Origin of the sequence: Mesorhizobium sp. ZC-5, assembly GCF_025753855.1 — a bacterium.
In the GTDB taxonomy this organism is placed as follows: domain Bacteria; phylum Pseudomonadota; class Alphaproteobacteria; order Rhizobiales; family Rhizobiaceae; genus Neomesorhizobium.
Window position 1 is genome coordinate 628133 of record NZ_JAOWPT010000001.1, and the last position, 19637, is coordinate 647769.

Annotated in this window: 16 protein-coding genes; 3 read left to right on the forward strand and 13 right to left on the reverse strand. The window is 61.8% G+C overall.

Annotation, left to right across the window (positions count from 1 at the left end; translation table 11 throughout):
* Nucleotides 1-129: 129 nt before the first annotated feature.
* The 4 genes from fdhF to glp form a co-directional block, all read right to left on the reverse strand.
* Entirely contained in the window at nucleotides 130-2916 is a 2787-nt protein-coding gene (fdhF, locus tag OHD58_RS03040; RefSeq protein WP_263801555.1) for a formate dehydrogenase subunit alpha, read from the reverse strand.
* Between the two features lies 1 nt (nucleotide 2917).
* Nucleotides 2918-4591: an NADH-ubiquinone oxidoreductase-F iron-sulfur binding region domain-containing protein gene (locus OHD58_RS03045; protein WP_263801556.1), complete on the reverse strand. Its 1674-nt coding sequence runs from the start codon at nucleotides 4589-4591 to the stop codon at nucleotides 2918-2920.
* Between the two features lie 181 nt (nucleotides 4592-4772).
* Nucleotides 4773-5012, reverse strand: coding sequence for a sulfurtransferase TusA family protein (locus OHD58_RS03050; RefSeq protein WP_263801557.1), 240 nt, complete (start codon nucleotides 5010-5012; stop codon nucleotides 4773-4775).
* A 128-nt stretch (nucleotides 5013-5140) separates the two neighbouring features.
* Nucleotides 5141-6397 carry a gephyrin-like molybdotransferase Glp gene (gene glp / locus OHD58_RS03055; RefSeq protein ID WP_263801558.1) on the reverse strand — a complete coding sequence of 419 codons (1257 nt, stop codon included), beginning with the start codon at nucleotides 6395-6397 and terminating at the stop codon, nucleotides 5141-5143.
* Nucleotides 6398-6573: 176 nt separating this feature from the next.
* On the opposite strand from glp, the gene fdhD reads away from it, so the two are divergent.
* Together fdhD and mobA are read left to right on the forward strand one after the other, a co-directional pair.
* Complete coding sequence (gene fdhD / locus OHD58_RS03060; RefSeq protein WP_263801603.1) at nucleotides 6574-7467, forward strand: formate dehydrogenase accessory sulfurtransferase FdhD; 894 nt, start codon at nucleotides 6574-6576, stop codon at nucleotides 7465-7467.
* Complete coding sequence (mobA, locus tag OHD58_RS03065; RefSeq protein WP_263801559.1) at nucleotides 7457-8086, forward strand: molybdenum cofactor guanylyltransferase MobA; 630 nt, start codon at nucleotides 7457-7459, stop codon at nucleotides 8084-8086. Before fdhD ends, mobA begins: the two co-directional genes overlap by 11 nt.
* Here mobA and OHD58_RS03070 read toward each other — a convergent pair.
* From OHD58_RS03070 to OHD58_RS03090, 5 genes are read right to left on the reverse strand one after another with little or no spacing between them, the layout of a single operon-like run.
* Nucleotides 8083-10035: a molybdopterin biosynthesis protein gene (locus OHD58_RS03070; RefSeq protein ID WP_263801560.1), complete on the reverse strand. Its 1953-nt coding sequence runs from the start codon at nucleotides 10033-10035 to the stop codon at nucleotides 8083-8085. The genes mobA and OHD58_RS03070 overlap by 4 nt on opposite strands.
* A gap of 10 nt (nucleotides 10036-10045) precedes the next feature.
* Entirely contained in the window at nucleotides 10046-11176 is a 1131-nt protein-coding gene (locus tag OHD58_RS03075; protein WP_263801561.1) for a molybdopterin-binding protein, read from the reverse strand.
* Between the two features lie 42 nt (nucleotides 11177-11218).
* Nucleotides 11219-12055, reverse strand: coding sequence for a substrate-binding domain-containing protein (locus tag OHD58_RS03080; protein ID WP_263801604.1), 837 nt, complete (start codon nucleotides 12053-12055; stop codon nucleotides 11219-11221).
* A gap of 19 nt (nucleotides 12056-12074) precedes the next feature.
* Nucleotides 12075-12797 carry an energy-coupling factor ABC transporter ATP-binding protein gene (locus OHD58_RS03085; RefSeq protein WP_263801562.1) on the reverse strand — a complete coding sequence of 241 codons (723 nt, stop codon included), beginning with the start codon at nucleotides 12795-12797 and terminating at the stop codon, nucleotides 12075-12077.
* The gene (locus OHD58_RS03090; RefSeq protein ID WP_263801605.1) at nucleotides 12797-13492 is read right to left on the reverse strand and encodes an ABC transporter permease; all 696 of its coding nucleotides are present in this window, start codon (nucleotides 13490-13492) and stop codon (nucleotides 12797-12799) included. The genes OHD58_RS03085 and OHD58_RS03090 overlap by 1 nt, the downstream gene beginning before the upstream one ends.
* Nucleotides 13493-13588: 96 nt before the next feature.
* On the opposite strand from OHD58_RS03090, the gene OHD58_RS03095 reads away from it, so the two are divergent.
* The gene (locus tag OHD58_RS03095) at nucleotides 13589-14464 is read left to right on the forward strand and encodes a helix-turn-helix transcriptional regulator (RefSeq protein ID WP_263801563.1); all 876 of its coding nucleotides are present in this window, start codon (nucleotides 13589-13591) and stop codon (nucleotides 14462-14464) included.
* A gap of 28 nt (nucleotides 14465-14492) precedes the next feature.
* Here OHD58_RS03095 and OHD58_RS03100 read toward each other — a convergent pair whose 3' ends face one another.
* The 4 genes from OHD58_RS03100 to OHD58_RS30570 form a co-directional block, all read right to left on the reverse strand.
* On the reverse strand, nucleotides 14493-14699 hold the full coding sequence (locus OHD58_RS03100; protein ID WP_263801564.1) for a DUF6494 family protein: 207 nt from the start codon (nucleotides 14697-14699) through the stop codon (nucleotides 14493-14495).
* A gap of 257 nt (nucleotides 14700-14956) precedes the next feature.
* Nucleotides 14957-16279 (reverse strand): penicillin-binding protein activator, encoded by a 1323-nt coding sequence (locus tag OHD58_RS03105; protein WP_263801565.1) that lies wholly within the window; start codon nucleotides 16277-16279, stop codon nucleotides 14957-14959.
* Nucleotides 16280-16332: 53 nt separating this feature from the next.
* The gene (locus OHD58_RS03110) at nucleotides 16333-16698 is read right to left on the reverse strand and encodes a hypothetical protein (RefSeq protein WP_263801566.1); all 366 of its coding nucleotides are present in this window, start codon (nucleotides 16696-16698) and stop codon (nucleotides 16333-16335) included.
* A 92-nt stretch (nucleotides 16699-16790) separates the two neighbouring features.
* The coding region (locus tag OHD58_RS30570) for a DUF5801 repeats-in-toxin domain-containing protein (RefSeq protein ID WP_318528230.1) at nucleotides 16791-19637 on the reverse strand (2847 nt) is incomplete at its 5' end.

The window sequence follows — 19637 nt, forward strand, 5'->3', positions numbered from 1 at the left end:
CTCCCCACTGTCCGAGCATGTTTCAACGATCCCAAGAGCGAATGCTTGAGAATCGATTCGGATAGCAATGCCGATTTGAGGCCGCTCGGCGTCCAGTCCCGCCGGGATGACCATGGAACAAGCAGGTCATCATTCAGCGGCTTCTTGCCGTGCGACAGGCTCGACGCGCGCGGCGCAATATTTGAACTCCGGAATCTTGCCGTAGGGGTCGAGCATCGGGTTGGTGAGCTTATTGGCCGGGCTTTCATTGAAGCAGAACGGCATGAATACCATGCCTTCGGCTACCTCGCGGTCGGCGCGCAGGATGGCTTCGACCGTTCCGCGGCGCGTCTCGACCGCAATCATGTCGCCCTGCCGCAGGCCGCGCCGCCGGATCTCATACGGGTTCATCGCTGCGATGCCGTGCGGCTCGATAGCATCGAGCACGCCCGCGCGGCGCGTCATGGCGCCGGTATGCCAGTGCTCGAGCAGGCGGCCCGTGGTCAGCACAAGCGGGTATTCAGCATCCGGCACCTCGTCGGGCGGTAGAAGGTCGGCCGCCACGATGCGGCCGCGGCCGTCCGAGGTGGGGAAGCCCGACGAGAAGACAATCTCGTTGCCCGGCGTGTCCGGCCCGTCGGCGGGATAGATCACCGAGCCCTCACGCTCGATGCGCTCCCAGGAGATATGCTTCAGCGACGGCATGACACCTGCCATCTCGGAATAGACATCCGAGACATGACTGTAATTCCAGCCAAGGCCGAGCCGATTGGCGAGTTCGACGATCAGCGCCCAATCCTGGCGCGCCTCGCCTGGCAGGTCGAGCGCCGGACGGCCGATCTGTACCTGCCGGTTGGTGTTGGTATAGCTGCCGGTCTTTTCGGCATGGGCCGACGCCGGCAGCACGACGTCGGCGTGCCATGCCGTCTCGGTGAGGAAGATGTCTTGGACGACGAGATGGTCGAGCATGGCGAGCGCAGCACGGGCGTGCGTCTGGTCGGGATCGGACATCGCCGGGTTCTCACCCATGATGTACATGCCCTTGATCTCGCCGTCATGGATGGCGTCGATGATCTCGACCACGGTCAGGCCGCGCTTCGGGTCGAGCGTCTGGCCCCAGAAGTTCTCGTAACCGGCGCGGATGTCGACGTTCTCCACCGATTTGTAATCGGGGAAGTACATCGGGATGAGGCCCGCGTCGGAGGCGCCTTGCACATTGTTCTGCCCGCGCAGCGGGTGCAAGCCGGTCCCCGGCCGGCCGATATGGCCGGTGATCAGCGCCAACGCAATCAAGCAGCGCGCATTGTCGGTGCCGTGGGTGTGCTGGGAAATGCCCATGCCCCAGAAGATGATCGAGCGCTGCGACGTCGCGTAGGTGCGCGCGACCTGGCGCAGCACGGAGGCCTCGATATCGCAGACCTCGGCCATCGCCTCAGGGGAAAAATCCTTGACCTTGGCTTTCAGCGCCTCGAAGCCCGAGACGTTGGCCTGTATGTACTGCTCGTCGTAGAGTTTCTCCTCGATGATGACGTGGATCATCGCATTCAGCATGGCGACGTCGCTGCCGGCCTTGAAGCGCAGCGAATGCGTTGCGTGGCGCATCATGTCCTGGCCGCGCGGGTCCATGATGATCAGTTTGGCGCCGCGCTTGGCGGCCTGCTTGAAGAACGTCGCCGCCACCGGGTGGTTGGTGGTCGGGCGCGCCCCGATGACGATGATGCATTCGGCCTTCAGCGCGTCGTTGAACGGTGCCGAGACCGCGCCCGAGCCGACGCCTTCCATCAACGCCGCGACCGAGGAGGCGTGGCAAAGGCGCGTGCAATGGTCGACATTGTTGGTTCCAAAGCCCTGCCGCACCAGCTTCTGGAACAGGTAGGCCTCTTCGTTGGAGCCTTTGGCGGAGCCAAAGGCAGCCAGAGCCTGCCCGCCGCTGGTATCGAGGATGCGCTTCAGCCCGAAGGCAGCGCGTTCCAGCGCCTCTTCCCAGCTCGCTTCACGAAACACCGTGAGCGGATCGACGCCGCGCAGATCGAGATCGCCCGCTTTCGGCGCATCGTCACGGCGGATCAGCGGCTTGGTCAATCGCTCCGGCGACATTGCGTAGTCGAAGCCGAAACGTCCCTTGACGCAGAGGCGGTTCTCGTTGGCATAACCGTTGCGGCCATCGACCTGAACGATGCGGTTGTCTTTGACGGCGACACTGGTCTGGCAGCCGACGCCGCAAAAAGGACAAAGCGTGTCGACGACCCTGTCGAACTCCTGGATGACCCGGGTTTTGCCGGCTTCGTCCATCAGCGACTTTTCGTAAAGCGCACCGGTAGGGCAGGCCTGCACGCATTCGCCGCAGGTGACGCAGGTGGAAAGCCCCATCGGATCATGCATGTCGAAGACGGGAACCGCATGGTTGCCGCGCTCGGCCATGCCGATGACGTCGTTGACCTGAACCTCACGGCAGGCCCGCACACAGGCGCCGCAGGTTATGCAGGCATCCAGATTGACGGCGATGGCCGGGTTGGAGACGTCGAACTCCGGTGCCACGCCGTCGGCGAATTTGGAACCATAACGATCTCCCGAAATCCCCATCGAACCGGCCCACTGCCAGAACGCCGATTGGTTATCCGGACCGTCATTTGCCGGCCGCATATTGCTGGCGAGAAGCTCGAACACCATTTCGCGCGATTTTTCGGCGCGCTCGGTATCGGTCTTGACGACCATGCCGGCGGTCGGCTTGCGGATGCAGGAAGCCGCCAGCACACGCTCGCCTTCGATGTCGACCATGCAGGCGCGGCAGTTGCCGTCGGGCCGGTAGCCCGGCATGTCGACATGGCACAGATGCGGGATCTTCGTGCCTTCGCGCTTGGCCACCTCCCAGATAGTCTCGCCTTCGGCAGCGGTGACCGATTTTCCGTCCAGGGTGAATGCGATCTGTTTCGTCATCTCAAAGATCATCCCGGAAATGCGTCAGCAGGTGGTTTACTGGATTGGGCGCAGCCTGGCCAAGTCCGCAAATGGACGCGTCACGCATGACCATTTCAAGGTCGCGTATCGCGGTGTCGTCGGAAGGGCCCCGCTTCCTGAGCAAGGTCACCATTTTTTCAGTCCCTTCGCGGCAAGGTGTGCACTGGCCGCAACTCTCATGCTTGAAGAACTTCAGCAGGTTGACGGTCACGTCCTTTATGCTGTCGGCCTGCGAGAACACGACGATCGCATGGGAACCGACGAAAGCGCCTTGCCTGGCGAGCTCGCCGCCGAAATCGAGTTCGATGTCGCCCATCGAGGCCGGCAGTATGCCACCCGAGGCGCCGCCCGGCAAATAAGCCTTGAACTCGTGGCCTTCGGCCATGCCGCCGCAATAGTCGTCGATCAGTTCGCGCACCGTGACGCCGGCCGGCGCCAGCTTGACGCCCGGGTTTTTCACCCGGCCGGAAACAGACCAGGACCTGATCCCGGGATGGCCGGGCTTGCCCTGCGCCGCGAACCACTCGGCGCCCTGCTCGACGATGTCGCGGATCCACCACAGCGTCTCGACATTGTGGTTGAGCGTCGGACGGCCGAACAGGCCGACTTCGGCAATGTAGGGGGGCCGATGCCGTGGCAGGCCGCGCTTGCCTTCGATGCTCTCCAGCATCGCGCTTTCCTCGCCGCAGATATAGGCGCCGGCGCCGCGCCGCAACTCGATGAAGCCGGGTTTTACAATGCCTGCCGTCTCGAGGGCCGCGATCTCGGTGCGCAAAATGGCGAGCACAGCCGGGTACTCGTCCCGCATATAGTAATAGATGCGCTCCGCCTCGACGGCATGAGCGGCGATCAACGCGCCCTCGAAGGTCCGGTGTGGGTCCTTCTCGAGGTAAATGCGGTCCTTGAACGTGCCGGGCTCGCCTTCGTCGCCATTGATCGACATCAACCGCGGGCCTGGATAGGAGCGGACAAAGCCCCATTTCTTGCCGGCCGGGAAGCCGGCGCCGCCGAGGCCTCGCAGGCCTGCTTCCTGCATCGTTTCCATGATGGCCTCGACGCCCAGCGCGCCGTCACGCACCTTCTGCAGCGTTTGATAGCCCCCGGCAGCGCGATAGGCCGCCAAGCCGATATAATCGGGCACAACGACCTTGGTCTTGCCTTCGCGGGCCATATCCAGCAGGCCCTTGCTGCTGGCGTGATCGACTTCGCGATCGCCGATGCGCGCGGCAGGCGCGCCAGCGCAGCGGCCCATGCAGGGCGCGCGCACGACGCGAATTGCTTGCGGATCGGCGCTGGCCGAAAGCTCAGCGAATACATCCTCGGCGCCCGCCAACGCGCAGCTTATCGAATCGCAGACCCGGATCGTCAGCGGCGCGGGTTTCGCCTCGCCTTCCTTGACCACATCGAAATGGTCGTAGAACGTTGCAACTTCATAAACTTCGGCCTGCGCCAGCCGCATCTCCTCGGCAAGGGCGCGCAGATGGGCAGCCGACAGGCATCCGTAGCGATCTTGGATCAGATGCAGGAACTCGATCAGCAGGTCGCGATGCCGGGCGCGGGTGCCCAGAAGTTCGCGGACCTCGGCGAGCGCGCCATCGTCGAGCGCCCGTCCTTTCGGTCCGCGATCGCGTGCTTGCCGTCCCTGCATCGTCATACGATCTCCTCCAAGGCTGAGCGCCCTCTGTTGAAGACGGTACCAGCCGCCGTGGGTATGCTGTTTCTTGGTATTACATATACCAGAGATTTGTAAACAGTTGAGCCATTGCGGTTGGGCCAGATTTAACAGACCAGCTCGGCGCGGCGGCACCGATAAACGCCCTGATTTGTCGCAACGCTTACACCGCCACCGCTTCGGCTTTTATGATCAGGAAGATGATCTGGTCGCCGTTGCGGTCGATGGTCTCGAGGCGGTCACCCGTTTCGTTGACCAGATTGGGGATGTCGATTGCCGCCAACGGGTCGGTACAACGGACCTCAAGGCGCTCACCCGGACCTATACTCCTGAGCGCCTTGCGGGTCTTCAGCGCCGGCAGCGGGCATTTCAACCCGGTCAGATCGAGCTGTCGCAACGTCATGCCCGGACGATGACGGAGCTCCCACCTGTCGTCAATGGCGACAGGGGCCATTGAGCCCTTGGTCGGAGCGGCTCATCGTCACACCGGTTTTGGGTATGCAGACGCCACATGCGACGCTGTCTGGTTCTTCAATTGAGATCTGAATAGGCGAGGAACTGCACCGTCTGTCCCGGCTTCACCTGGATTACGTCCTCTCCAAGTTCGACCAGACCATCGGTCTCCACCAGCGACGACAACAGGCCCGCGCCCTCGCGCGGAAACTTGACGGCTTCATATGAACCGTCCTCCCTCCGGCGCAGGCTGACCCTCGCATATTCGCGCCGCCCTGCCTTCTTGCGGTAGGAAAAGGCGGCGCGCACAGGCCGCGAAACCGGCGGTTTCTGCCGCGCTCCAGCCAGCGCAAGGATCGCGGCGCGCGCTATATGGGCAAAGGTGACGAAGCTTGCCACCGGATTTCCAGGCAACCCAACGAAGGCCGTTCCCCTGATCACGCCCATCGCGACCGGCCGGCCGGGCTTTATGGCAACACGCCAAAACACCAGCGTGCCGACGCTTTCGACGGCCGTCTTGACGTAGTCGGCTTCACCGGTCGAGACCCCGCCAGACGCCAAGATCAGATCATGCCTCAAGGCAGCCTGGCCCAATACCCCGGCAATCAGGTCGCTATCATCTTTAAGGATGCCTAAATCGGTGATCTCGCAACCCAGCCTCGCGACCATGGCCATCAGCATGAATCGGTTGGAATCGAAAAGTTGTGCCGGCCCGCGAACATTTCCCGGCGCGACGATCTCGTCTCCGGTCGAGAAAATAGCGACGCGAATTCTTCGCCTTACTTCGACTTGCGTCATACCAAGAGCAGCCACCAGCGCGACATCCTGCGGGCGCATGCGCTGACCGGCCTTCAGGACCACCATGCCTGCTCCGACATCCTCACCGGCGGGTCGCACATTGGCGCCTCTTTTCAGGCCGGTCGGAAGAACGACGAAGCCGGCTTCGTCAACACGCACGTCTTCCTGCATGTAGACGGTGTCCACCCCCTCGGGTAGAGGAGCGCCGGTGAAGACGCGTATGGCTTGTCCGGGGGCAACGGGCACATCCGACGCCATCCCGGCCTGGATCCTGTCGACCACGGGGAAAACCTTCTCCACGGTTTCCGGCACGTCGTCTCCGCTCAAGGCATAGCCGTCGACGGCCGAGTTGGTGAAGGGGGGCAGCGGCAGTGGCGCCACCAAATCCTTGGCCAGGATACGCCCGTCGGCAATGGCCAGCGGCACGATTTCGCTCTCCTCGACCACGCTGAGCTGCGAGGCGATGAGTGCAGCGGTGTCGTCGAGCGACCGCATCGGGCCGCCGAAAGCAAAGCAGTCGTCTGAAAGTTGCGCCATTGAGCCTTAAGTCTCTATGGATGTTGCCGAAGGTTAGCATCATCCAGCAAACCGCCCCGTTGCGGCTGGCAATTTTGTCGAACGGCCCTGGTTTGAACAGGCTATATAGCAGACGTCAAGCCGAGGGTTGCGCATCCGTCCCGGCCCCGCAAGATTGTAATTTTCAAGAGATCGCAATGCACCAGATGAAAAAACGATCAGAGCCTGACATCATCATGCCGAACCCAGATGATGTCCGGCTGACACAGCAGGTCAGCGGCGTCGACCACACGGGCGCCGCTATCCGGGTCCGGGTTCCAGTTGAACGTCCACTGACGCTCTATCTGAATGCCCAGGAGATCGTCACCATGATGACGATCGCCGACTATCCCGAATATCTGGCGCTGGGGTACCTGCTCAACCAGAACATGCTCAAATCCGACGACGTGGTCACAGGGGTTGAATATGACGACGACCTGCAGGTCGTTGTCGTTCGCACCGAGCGCAATACGAACTACGAACAGAAACTCAAGAAACGGACGCAGACGTCGGGCTGTGCCCAGGGAACCGCGTTCGGCGATCTTCTTGAGGCGCTCGAAAATGCAGCTCTGCCCGCGGCCGAATTGCACACGACCTGGCTCTACCAGATGACCCGTGCCATCAACATGATGCCGTCGCTTTATCTTGAGGCAGGGGCAATCCATGGCTGCGTGCTTTGCAAGGAGGGCACCCCTATCTGCTATATGGAGGACGTCGGACGCCACAATGCCGTCGACAAGATCGCTGGCTGGATGTACCGCCACGGCGTCGATGCAGGCGACAAAATCCTGTACACGACCGGCAGGCTGACCTCTGAAATGACGATAAAAACGGTCCGAATGGGCATTCCGATCCTCGTCTCCCGCTCGGGGTTCACCGCCTGGGGCGTGGATTTGGCGCGTCAGGCAGGCTTGACGCTCGTCGGACGCGCGCGCGGCAAGAGGTTCGCCGTATTGTCGGGCCAGGACCGGATCGTCTTCGACCAGGATCTCGCCTCCATCGATGAGGAAGCGCCCCATCATAGACGAAAGGGGGCGGCCGATGTCGAATGAGACGGTGGCGACCCTAGGCGTCGTTCTGGCCGGAGGACTCGCCCGACGCATGGGCGGGGGCGACAAATCAATGCGTCGGATCGATGGCCTCACCATCCTCGATCACATCTTTGCCCGGTTAAGCCCGCAATGCGATGGTGTTGTGCTGAACGCCAATGGCGATCCCGCCCGCTTTGCCCGTTTTCGCCCTCAAGTCGTCGCCGATACGGTCGAGGGCAATCCGGGACCGCTGGCCGGCGTGCTTGCGGGCCTCGACTGGACGGCGGCAAACAGGCCCAATGTCGAATGGGTCGTCAGCGTCGCCTCGGATTGTCCATTCTTGCCTCGTGATCTCGTTCAACGTCTGCATCGGGCACGCCTGGCCAAAGATGCGGATCTGGCGGTGGCAACGTCGGCGCGTCGGAGGCATCCTGTCATCGGGCTCTGGCGAGTGGCAATGCGCGATGAGCTACGCCATGCGCTCGTCGCAGAGGGCATTCACAAGATCGACCGATGGACTGCTCGCTATCGCGTTGCCACCGCGTCTTGGTCAGTCAAGCCCGTGGATCCATTCTTCAACGTCAACACGACCGATGATCTTGCCGAAGCCGAACAGCTTGCCTGGCGTCTTGCCGATTAGTCAGGCAGGTGGCTAAACCCCAAAAGTTTCAGCGCCTCGTGGATTTCGGGCGAAACGAGCGCGGCAAGGAAAGCCTGTGTTGCTGGGCGTGCCTTGCGGTCCGAGACCAGAGCGAAATCATAATGCTCTTCCGTCAGTGGAATGAAGCCTAGCGCAGCCGAGCGCGCAACCGGCGCAATGGTGATGCCCCAGTCGGCGCGACCTTGGGCCACCGCAGCCGCGACAGCATTGTGCGAGCGGGGTTGGTTCCAGTAACCCTCGGGGCGCGCCGGACCCAAAAGTTGATCGACAAGGATGCGCGTTCCTGAGCCTTGGTTGCGGTTGACCATAATGCAATCGAGATCGGCAAGCGCGGCGCGCAGCGCCTCGTCAGCACTGCTCTCCTGGAAGCGCACGTCGCCCTGGCGGTAAACGATCCCCTGCATGCGCCGCCAGCCCTCCACCAGTTCAAGGTCGTCGCTCAGGAAAGGCGCATTGTAGCTTTCGGTCTGAGTGTCGAAGAGGTGAATCGGAGCAATATCGCATTCACCTCGCTTGGCGGCGGCCAAGCCACCCAGGCTTCCGATCACGATCGAGCGTACCGTCAGTCCGTCGCGAAACAGCTTGCTCACGACCAGATCGAGACCGGTGCAGTTGCTTCCGATCACGACGAGATCTGGAACACGGATGTGCGGCGCAAACAACGTCACCGGTGTTTCGATACCAGCCGGCAAGTGGTCGGCCAAAGCCTCGATACGGACGAAACCGTCCGCCTGGGCAAAAGACGTGATTGCCCCCGAGCCCTTGCCCGTGGGATAGGCGACCAGCCCCTGTTCACCCTGGACGAGCGACACCATGGCAAATTCCGTGCGGCCGAGTTCGGAGGGAATGCGCAACGGAATTTTTGCCGCGACCTTCGCTTCGGTGCGCGGCGGCAAGCCTGCCATGCGGCGCAGCACGGGTACGACCATATCGTGAAACGTGAACATGGCCGATGTCGGAAATCCCGGCAGGATCACGACCGGCTTGCCGTCGCAGACGGCGAGGCAAAGCGGCTTTCCCGGTTTCAGCGCCACGCCGTGGGCGACGATGCCGGGCTCGCCGAGACGGTTGACGATGCGATGGCTGACGTCACCTGCACCTTTCGACGTCCCGCCCGACAGGATCAGCACGTCATGCGTGGCAAGCGCTTCACGCATGGCTGCCTCCAACAGGGCTTCGTTATCGCCAACCGCACCAAGAAACGTCGCCACGCCGCCATTTTCGGTCACCGCTGCGCTAACAATGGCGCCGTTGGCATCGAAGATCGCAGCGGGCCGCAGGGGTTGTCCAGGTTGGACCAGTTCGTCGCCGGTCGACAGAACCGCCACGCGCAGCTTGCGCGCGACTGTCACCCGCGCAATTCCGCAAGCCGCAAGCATGCCGACTTCTCCGGAGCCGATCACCATTCCGGCGCGCAGCACCACCTCACCGCGGGCGATGTCGGATCCGGCATGCGAGACGAACTGGCCAGGCGTGGCGCCGCGCCTGACCGCGATGGCCCCATCTTGCGTCGGCTGCGTGTGCTCCACCATGACGATGGCATTGGCGCCACGAGGTACAGGGCCGCCCGTCGAGATGGGCGTTGCGGTACCGGCTTGAACCTGCAACCGCGGGGCGACGCCGCAGGCTATCGTTTCGTCATTGACCAGAAGCCGGGCAGGAAGCGCTTCCGATGCGCTGTCAAGATCGGCGGCGCGCACGGCAAAACCATCGACGTTGGAACGGTCGAAGGGCGGCACGTCGGTGGGTGCTGTGACGTCGATAGCAAGCGCCAAGCCCAGCGCATCCGCCAGCTTTCGTTCTTCGGTCGGGATCGATCGCGGAAACAGCGCCGTTTCGAAACGGGCCAGCGCCTCATCGCGCGACAAGACGGTCAGGAACTGCTCCTGGCCGGTATCCATGCGCGGGGAAATTGGAGTTCTGATCATTCCGACTGGCTCATCTGGGATCGTTGACAAGAAAGGCGCGCACAGGGGTTCCCGCAGCATAACCCTCACTGCTGGCTGAAATGGCAAGCCATGCGTCCGCCGAGCGCATCGCTTCCAAGGAGAAATCTCCAATCGCAAGCAGCCCCCAGCTGTCTTGTTCCTGCTTCAGGAGGACGATCTCGGCAACGCCGACCGTGGACGAGATTTTACGCGCCAGCGGCAGGATCACGCCTCGCCGGGCGGATCTGGCGGACAACCGATCAAGCACCGGCTGGACGAGCGCGAGAAAAGCAGCGAACGCCTGGTCCGGGGCGCCCGGCAGCGCCACGACCGGGATGGAATCGAGCCGGCCAATGGCGGCGGTTCGGCCGGGCTCGAGCGCGACGTTGTGGGCCAGCAGCGCTCCACATGCGCCAAGCGCCTCGGCCACGACATCCGCGCGCCCTGCCCCGGTGCCGCCGACCAGGATGACAAGATCGCCGCCCCGACTATCGAGCGCTCCGGCGAGGGAGGTTGCGTCCCGCACGACGGTTTCGATGTCGCCCACCACTGCGCCGCAAGCCCTGGCGCAATCGGCCATGAACCGTGCCGTCAACGTCTCGCCCGTCGGGGCAGCGATGTTAAGCATCCGTATGTGTGGCGCCCGCACCGCGATTTCGGCAACGCCCGCACTTTGCGCGACCAGCAGGTCGGCGGCACACAGACGCTCGCCCGCAATGACGAGCGGTCGGTCGGCGCCAATGTCTTCACCGGCGCGTCGCACACCCTGGCCGGGAGGTGCTTCGCCGAACACCTGGGCCATCGGGCCAGATACGTCGACCAGACCGGCTTCGAGAATGCAGTCGCAACCCTGCGGCATCGGAGCGCCCGCGTCGACCCAGGGCGGCAGGGCCAACAATGGCAGCGGCGAATAGGTTGACGCACCGGCAAGGTCGAGCGCACGGAAAGCCCAACCATCTGTCTTCGCGGTATCGCGAGCGGGCAAGGCGTTGGCCAATGGGGGCATGGCGGCCCCGATGCATCCGAGCGCCAGCTCGAGAGGCACGAAACTTGGAGCGACCGGTGCCAGTCCCTCAAGCAGTATTGCGAGAGCCGCTTCAAGACTGGTCAGCGCGGCGGTGGAAGGCTGCGTTCTTATCATGCCAGATCATGAAGCAGGCGCGAGCGGCTTTGCAAGTCGCCTTCAGGAGCGCTCCTGCTCCGCGTTGGGGAAGAACAACTGCTGACCGTCGATCTTGTATTCGCCGATCGCCTGCTGCCCTTCGGGTGAGATCAGCCAATCGATGAAGCTCTGGCCCAGATCGCTCTTGACGTTTGGATGTTTCTGCGGATTGACGGCCATGACGCCGTACTGGTTGAACATCCTCTTGTCGCCCTCGACCGCAACGTCGAGCTCGCCGCGGTTCTTGAACGAAAGCCAGGTGGCGCGGTCGGAAAGCACATAGGCGTTCAAGGCCGCAGCGGTATTAAGCGCGGCTCCCATCCCCTGTCCGATCTCTTTGTACCATGGTCCCTTCTTGGCCGAGATATCGACGCCGGCTTCCTTCCAAAGCCGAAGCTCTGCCGAATGCGTGCCGGATCTGTCGCCACGCGAGACAAACGGCGCTTCCTTTGTCTGGATCGCCGCGAGAGCGGTCGCGATATCGGCGGTGCCACCGACGCCGGCTGGATCGCTTGCAGGTCCGATCAGCACGAAATCATTATACATGACATCGAAGCGCTTCACGCCAAAGCCCTCCTCGAGGAACTTCTCTTCCTGTGCTTTGGCATGAACAAAAACGACGTCGGCATCACCCCGGCGGCCGGTATCGAGCGCCTGGCCGGTACCTTGCGCGACCACCTTCACGCCGATTTTCGTTTTTGCCTCGAACAGCGGCAGGATGTGATCGAACAGGCCGGAGTCTTGCGTGGAGGTCGTCGAGGCCACCACGATCGATTTTTCTTGTGCCAGGGCCGAAACCCCGCCCGTTGCAAGAAGGGCTAAGGCCGCAATGGCACCAAACAGTCGGCGGTTCAGCATCGGGAGCTCCATTTCCAAGTCAAAGAACGAGGTCGCCGCGAACAAAGGCAGCCGCCTCTGGGGTGGAAGGGCAATCAAAGAAATCCTGCACGCTGGCCTGCTCGCAAAGGCGGCCACGGACCAGGAAAATCACATCTCCCGCGAGACGGCGTACCTGTCCGAGATCGTGCGAAGCCATGATGATCTTCGTCCCGGCCTGGGCGGCCATGCGAATGATATCTTCGACATGGCGTGTCGCGGCAGGGTCGAGGCTGGCAGTGGGCTCGTCAAGGACCAGAATTTCGGGCTCGCGAGCCAGAGCGCGGGCGAACGCCACACGCTGTTGTTCGCCGCCGGACAGGAGACGCGCGGGACGCGCAGCAAGGTCGAGCAGACCCACGCGATCGAGCAGTTCCTCGGTACGCGCGGCGCGCCGACGGCGCGGACAACCGGCTTGGGCGAGCCCATAGGCAACATTGCCTGCGGCCGAGCGGCGCAGCATCACCGGCTTCTGAAAGAGGATCGCGCGTCGCGTGTGGGCCGATTGTGTACGTCCGCCCCAGCTCACGCGTCCTTCGGACGGCTCTGCAAGTCCCATGCAAAGCCGCAGCAGCGATGTTTTGCCGGCACCGTTGGGCCCAAGCACGAGCGTCGGCATGCCGGAAGCGATCGTCAGGTCTAGGTGCTCGAGGATCGTCGTCGCGCCGGCCCTAAGCGAGACGTTGTCCAAAACGAGAGGAAGGTCGGAAAGCGAGGCGCGCATCAACAGCCGGCCCTTCGTTCCGACCATACCCGCAGTCCCCAGGCAGCGCCATTGATAGCCAAAATGAGACCGATCAGGAGAATGCCGAGTCCCATCGCGAGCGGCAGGTCCCCCTTCGAGGTTTCAAGAGCGATCGACGTCGTCATCGTTCGGGTAAAGCCGTCTATGTTGCCGCCCACGATCATTACGGTGCCGACTTCTGCTGCCGCCCGTCCGAAGCCGGCGAGCAGTGCGGTGATCAAACTGAAGCGGCTGTCCCATAGGAGGGTGGCGACGCGGCCCGCCGGGCCGACGCCCATCGCGGTAAGTTCGTCGCGATATTCATGCCACAAATCCTCGATCGTCTGACGTGTCAGTGACGCAATGATGGGCAAAACAAGCAGCGCCTGAGCAATTACCATCGCGGCCGGTGTGAACAACAGACCGAACTCTCCGAGCGGCCCCGAACGCGAGAGCAGGAGATAAACGGTCAGGCCAACAACGACAGGCGGCAAGCCCATGAAACCATTGAGGATCACGACCAGCGTGGATCGTCCCGGAAAGCGCGTCAGCGCTAGAAACGCCCCCAGCGGCAGTCCGATTGCGACAGCTATGGCGACAGCGGCCAGGCTGACGGCCAAAGACAGGCTGACGATGGCGACCAACGTCGCATCGCCGCTCGCGATCAACTGCCATGCACTGAGGCCTTCCGACATTCCAACCTGCCCGGACTTCCAATGCCAGTTGTGCTGCATTCATTTCGCTCTCGTCAAATAATTGAACACATGCAGGAATATGCATAAAGTCGCAGGATGGATTTGCTCACGACATCGGAAGCTGCAGATTACCTGCGTCTTGGGGAACGCAAGCTCTACGAGCTGGTGGCTGAAAACCGTATCCCGTGCAGCAAGGTGACGGGCAAGTGGCTGTTTCCGCGCCACGAACTCGACCGCTGGGTCCTATCCGGACTTGCACATCCCTTAGGAATGGTGCCGCCCGAACCACCGCCCATAGTCGGCGGCAGCCAGGACGAACTGCTCGAATGGAGCCTGCGCCAGGCCGGCACCGGCCTTGCCTCGCTGACAGAGGGCACCGCAAACGGCGTGGCGCGCCTGTTGCGCGGCGAAGTCGCCGCCGCTGCGATCCATTTCCACGGTGAGGCGGCCGATCCCAATGCGGATGCCGTGCGGTCGATGCCGCGGCTGCACGATGCAGTGCTGATTGGCTTTGTCCGTCGCGAGCAGGGATTGCTGCTGCCACCTGGCAACCCACGATCGCTCAACAGCCTTTCAGACGTCATTGAAAGCGGCTCCAGAATGGCGATGCGCCAGCCTGGCGCCGGGGCTCATATGCTGCTTGATGCGCTGCTCGCCCGAGCGGGCGCCGACCAGAAGGATCTGAACCGGCCAGGCCCCCCCTGCCTGACAGGATCCGATCTCGCCGCCGCAGTGCGGATCGGCAGAGCCGATTGCGGTATCGCCACGCGCGCAGCCGCACGTGCAGCTGGGCTCGAATTCGTGCCGTTGGTATGGGAGAGTTTCGATCTGTTAATGCGGCAGCGGACCTATTTTCAGGCATCTATGCAGGTCCTGGTCCGGTTTTTGGCCGCAGACGACTTTCCCAGACGCGCCGCAGAACTCACGGGTTACGACGCTAGCTCGGCCGGACATATCCGGTTCTTCAACTAGAGTGGCGCGACAGGCGCTGCCCTATCTTTCAGCCGAGGTCGATTTCGCCTTCGACGACGTGGTGAAGGCCGGCGCGTTCAGCCGTTATCACAGCTGTTACTGTCAAGCGCCCCTGGCCTTTCAGTCCTGCATCCGCCACGGCTTTTTCTATCTGCTGCTGTGACGTCACCCCGACCTGCTTCAGGAACTTGCGCATTGATGCGTTGAAGGGATCGGTTTCCATGTTTTGAGTCATAGGATCGCCTCTAATAGTTTGGATCGTGCAGCCAGCGGAACACGGAAAGGTATGGTGCGCAATGCATAAATGCTCGCAATGCCTTTGCTGGCAGCCCTTGTGCTCACCGGCGCGAAGGCGCACGACAGCGAGGTTAACGCCGTCGCGACACTGAAGCGACCCCCAGCTTTTTTATGCTCCCGAACGCGAGGCCAGAATGGCGAGTCTGGGACTCGCCTTGCATCCGCCCTTTGAAGAGAAAACAGATATCGTCCGAACTAAAAGCCCGCTGGCGCTGCTTCTACCAACTTCAGTTGCTTATCGGCCAGTTGATAGATTGGAAACAGTCGCTCGACAGAGCCATTGGATTGAAACCTGAAGAGACCGGTCGAACCTCGAAATCCAGACGTCCCCTGCAAGGTCGCAGGTTTCAGGCCCTGCGATCCCTTGGTGCGTACTATGCCTGCAGCCAGTGCCATGGCGTCATAGGCGCAGGCGGCATCCAGAGAAATCGGCCGGCCATAGGCCTTGTTAAAGCGATCCGATATTTCCTGCATCGCGTGTTGGTCCGGGGCGGCGATGTAGACGCCGGAGAGCGCGGAATTCTGGTAGAGTCGCTTCGACCATCCAGTGGTGCCGAGGAAAATCGCCTCTGTGGAAAGTGCCCCGGTAGCCTTTGCAGCGGCAATTATGGCGGCCGGAGACGTTGGAAGAGCCATGATGAGTATAGCATCGGACTGAGCGATTTGAGGCTTGGCCTTGTCAAGAACATCACCGCCCCCACCATACTCGATAAGGTCGACGAGTTCAGCGCCAGCTCCGGCAAGGCCCCGGCTGAGCCTGTCGCCATGCGCTGCTCGATAACCCGGCGGCGCAATGGCAAGTATCCTCTTCTTTCCCCTGGCGACGGCGTAGCTAGAAACCTGGATGGCGCTGTCGGACTCATCCGACAAAAACGCGAAGACACCCTTGGGCCGTGGCCCAGAATTCGACACGAGTGCAAAGATTGGCAATCGGCCGGCTACGGCGGCGTCAACCGCAGTCACCTCCGATTGCGCGGTCGGACCGATGATCAACTTTGTCCCGGCAGCGATCGCCTCCGCTGCGTGCGTACTGGCGGCTGTCGGTTGTCCACCGGTATCGAAAACCGTCAAGGTAGCTGTGTTGGCCGCCAGATCCTTGGCGGCAAGAAGAGCTCCGTCCCGGAAATCCGCCGCTTGCGTGCCAGCCGTTCCCCCCGCCGCTATGGCAACGAGCAAAGCCACAGGAACACCTCCGGATCCTGCGGTTTGGTTCTCGTCCTGTTGCGCTGAGCTAGATGGCGCCGCTGCTACGCTATCCAGCGCGCCTGTCGGCGACGCTGACTGGCATGCGCTTACCAGCACCAATCCGCAGAGCCCCAGGGCGGCTGACCTAAAGCGGCGCGAAAGTGTAACGATCACGTCAGTCGCCCACCCCGCGCCCGTCATAGCCATCTCGCCCGAAAGTCTGCCTGGCTCTAATCGCCGGACCGAACTGAAAAGCGCGTCTCGTTGTGGCCAGTCCGGCACTTCATCGAGTTGTGCAGGGAACGCCATCATCATGGCGATGGGATCAAGCAAGATACTGCGCCCAAACCCGGCTTCATGCGGATGCAGTGTCCTCGGGGCCAATTTCAATTCATGTATTGGACCATGCGCTCGTGGAAGCACTCGCATTTGTTGATATATTCGTCATCGCGATAGCTTGATTGAAGGTAGCCGTACGCCTTGCCGCATGCCACCTTGGCTTCTGAAGCCCAGACGAAGGCTGGCCGCGACGAATTAATCCACTCGGAGCTGTCCGCAACGGCCACGGACTCGTCCATCAGCCGAACGACCTCGCTTTCCAATTTGCTGTCTTCAGCGATTGAAATCAGTTCCGATGTGTTTGCGAGAGCGCACTGGGACGTGTCGACATACAGATCCGCTGCCTGCACCATGGATACAGTCAACAAAAAGGAGAGGATCGCTCCCCCGGTGCGCGAAAAAACCGAAATCATTTGTTCCCCTCCATTCAGCGTCATGGAACACGCTGCGGCCAGCCCCTAATATTACTGATACACTAACAGACAGAACTCAACATGGCTACGGGCTAGGCGACATCTGTAGGTGCCTGTGCATCGTCGAACAGGATTGCAACGACCGTATGAGTGCCTGACAAGGTGGCTACTTCCGTCACGTTGCCTCCAGCCGCCGTTCCGTTGTCGTCCACCATGATGGATGTAGTTCCAACGCCCGCGACCAGATTGACGACTGCGTCGACCTCCGCGGCCGTGGTCGGCGCCCCGCTCAGGGATTCCAGCAATGCCGACAGGTCGACGACATCACCCTGGGCGTCGTTGTAGTCGAGTATCAGGTCGTTGATGCCTACCCCAAGACTGTCGATCCCGACGACGAATGTGTCGGCCCCTGCTCCTCCCGTCATCGTGTCGGACCCAAGCCCGCCGGCGAGGATGTCGTCTCCATCATTGCCGGAGAGCGTGTCGTTGCCGGCGAGACCAGCGATCAGATCGTCACCGGTCGTGCCGGTCAGCGCGAGATCGGCGTTGCTCGTGCCTACAATGTTGTTTGCATCGTTCGGAACAACCGTGAAGTCGATCGTCGAGGTCACCGTGTCGCCATCAAAATCCGTTCCTTGGACGTCGAGAGAGAGATCGATCGGCTCGCCAGCCTGGCCTTCAGTGCGGAAGGTGACATCGCCGACATCGAAGCTGTTTGCGAAAGACCCGCCGACGAAATCACCACCACCACCCGGCCTTGGATCGTTCTCTCCATTCGTGATCGCAAATCGTGAGAAGCCGTCTGACGTGGTCAGACCCACAGTGTCCCCTGAAACCAGCCCGGTCACATAGGCGCCGATCACATTGGCGCCGTTCATAACGTAGTAAACCTGATGGCTCGCATCGAGATTGGCGCCGTTCGCAAATGACGCGACGTCGTATTCGGTACCGTTCAAAACGATGGCGGTGATCGCAACCGATGTTTCGGTGAGGAAGTTAGCCACGTCAGCAGCTTGATTGTGGTTGAACTGACCTCCGCTGAACGAAAAACTTGTAGTCAGCGCCTCTAGGAAGGCGACAGCCTGTTGGCCATTTGGGTTGGTCTGCGCAATGCCAACGGCGACGCTCTCCAGCAGATGCGTGTTGTTGACCGTAAAGCTGCCGGTGCTGGAGCCGATGTCGCTCCGGACGAACTCCTCTGCAAAATCAAGCCTAAGCGTCACGTCTTCCGTGATGCCCTGACTCCCCACTCCGGTTCCGCCCGACGATACGTTCACCGAGTCTAACGCGCCGTTGTCGTCGGTGCCTGACAACAACACGTCCAACAACACAGGCGAGCCATCAATCGCGAGGTCGTTGACCTCATTGAAGAGACGATTGCCGGGGCTTTGTCCGTCATCGAACGGATTAAACATTGTTTCGCTGAACCCATCATCCAGCGGCACATCGAGATTGATCGTATAAGTATCATTCGCATTTATGCTGACCGTCAGCACAAGCGTCTCGGTGGGTAACCCATGGTCGATGTAGCCGGTCAACACCGTCCCCGATGCGTCGAGTTCGAGCGTGATGTCCTTGCCGCCAGACGTAACGGGATTGCCGCTTGCGTCGGTTAGTTCAGTCACGCCTGATACGACATTGACGAATTTCACGTTGCCCGACTCGTCCGCCCCAACGGCCTCGTCAAAGTTCAATTGGAACGTCAGCGCCGACCCGTCGACATTGACGACGTAGGCATGCTCCGGAATGAAGGCGATGGGTATGTCGTTTTCGACGCGTACCGTCACCGTATCCTGAAGCACCAGTTCGTCTCCGTCGCCATCGACGACGACGATCGCACCGGAAATATCGATATCGATCACCTCCGCATCGCCCCCCGCCGCATTGAGCGGCAGATGGTCGACTTGGTCGATCAGCGTAAAGCTTACATCGCCGTTCCCATCGATCGTGATCCTGAACACGATCCGGCCGTCGACCGAGGAGACGCCCTCAATGACGCCGCCATTGACGTTGTAGACCACCGCTTCGCCCTTGGAGATGACCGCCGCATTGCCGGCGGTAAGTACGGTGGTGCCGTCGATACCGGCAAGATTGAGCTTGATATCGGCGAGCCCGTCCGCACCTGCGTTCACGAGCGCGCTCAACATCGCAAAGGTAAATGTAGCGACGAGAAGCTGCGTCTGGTTCGATTCCCTGTTTCCCTTCGAACCCTCGATATCGTCGCCCACAGGATAGAGCGGGTCGAAATTGTCGAGTGCATCTTCCTGGACTTCACCTATGAGCGGTGCGCCGACTTGAATCGGGCCGTCGTCCTCGAAGGCGATCACCCCGCCCAGGTCGAAGTCGGCGCTGTCGGTATCGCCGTCATTGTCGGTCACCGCGACCGTCAGCGTCACCACGCCGACATCGAGGAAGTCGGACAGTTCGTCATGGCTGGCCCCGCCCGTCGGGTGATCGACTGCCAGGAACTGCGTCAGCGTGATGTCGCCATTGCCCGCAACCGAGATGGTGAAGGCAAGCGCGCCGCCGATCGCTCCCACATGGCCCTCGATCACCCCACCATTGTCGACCAGCACGATCGGCTCGTCGGTCACCGAGTAGAAAAGCCCCGAAGCCGTCCCGTCCGCCGGGATCGACAGCGTGTAGGTCGTCAAGGCAAGCCCGTCCGAGCCGCCGGCCGCCGTCGTCGTGAACAGCGCCGAGGCCGCAACCGTGCGGCTGCCCAGCGTCCCCGCCGGCTCCGTCTCGTTGCCCGTCACCTCGCCCAGCGTCTCGTCGACAACCAGCGTCGCCCCCGCAACAGGCGTCAGGCTCACACTCGGGCCGTCGTCCTCGAAGCTGATCGCCAGCCCGTTGACGCTGGTCGCCGTGTCGGTGTCGCCGTCGCCGTCGGTCACCGTCTGCACCACCCGGATCGCCGCCGCCGCCGACAGCGTCAG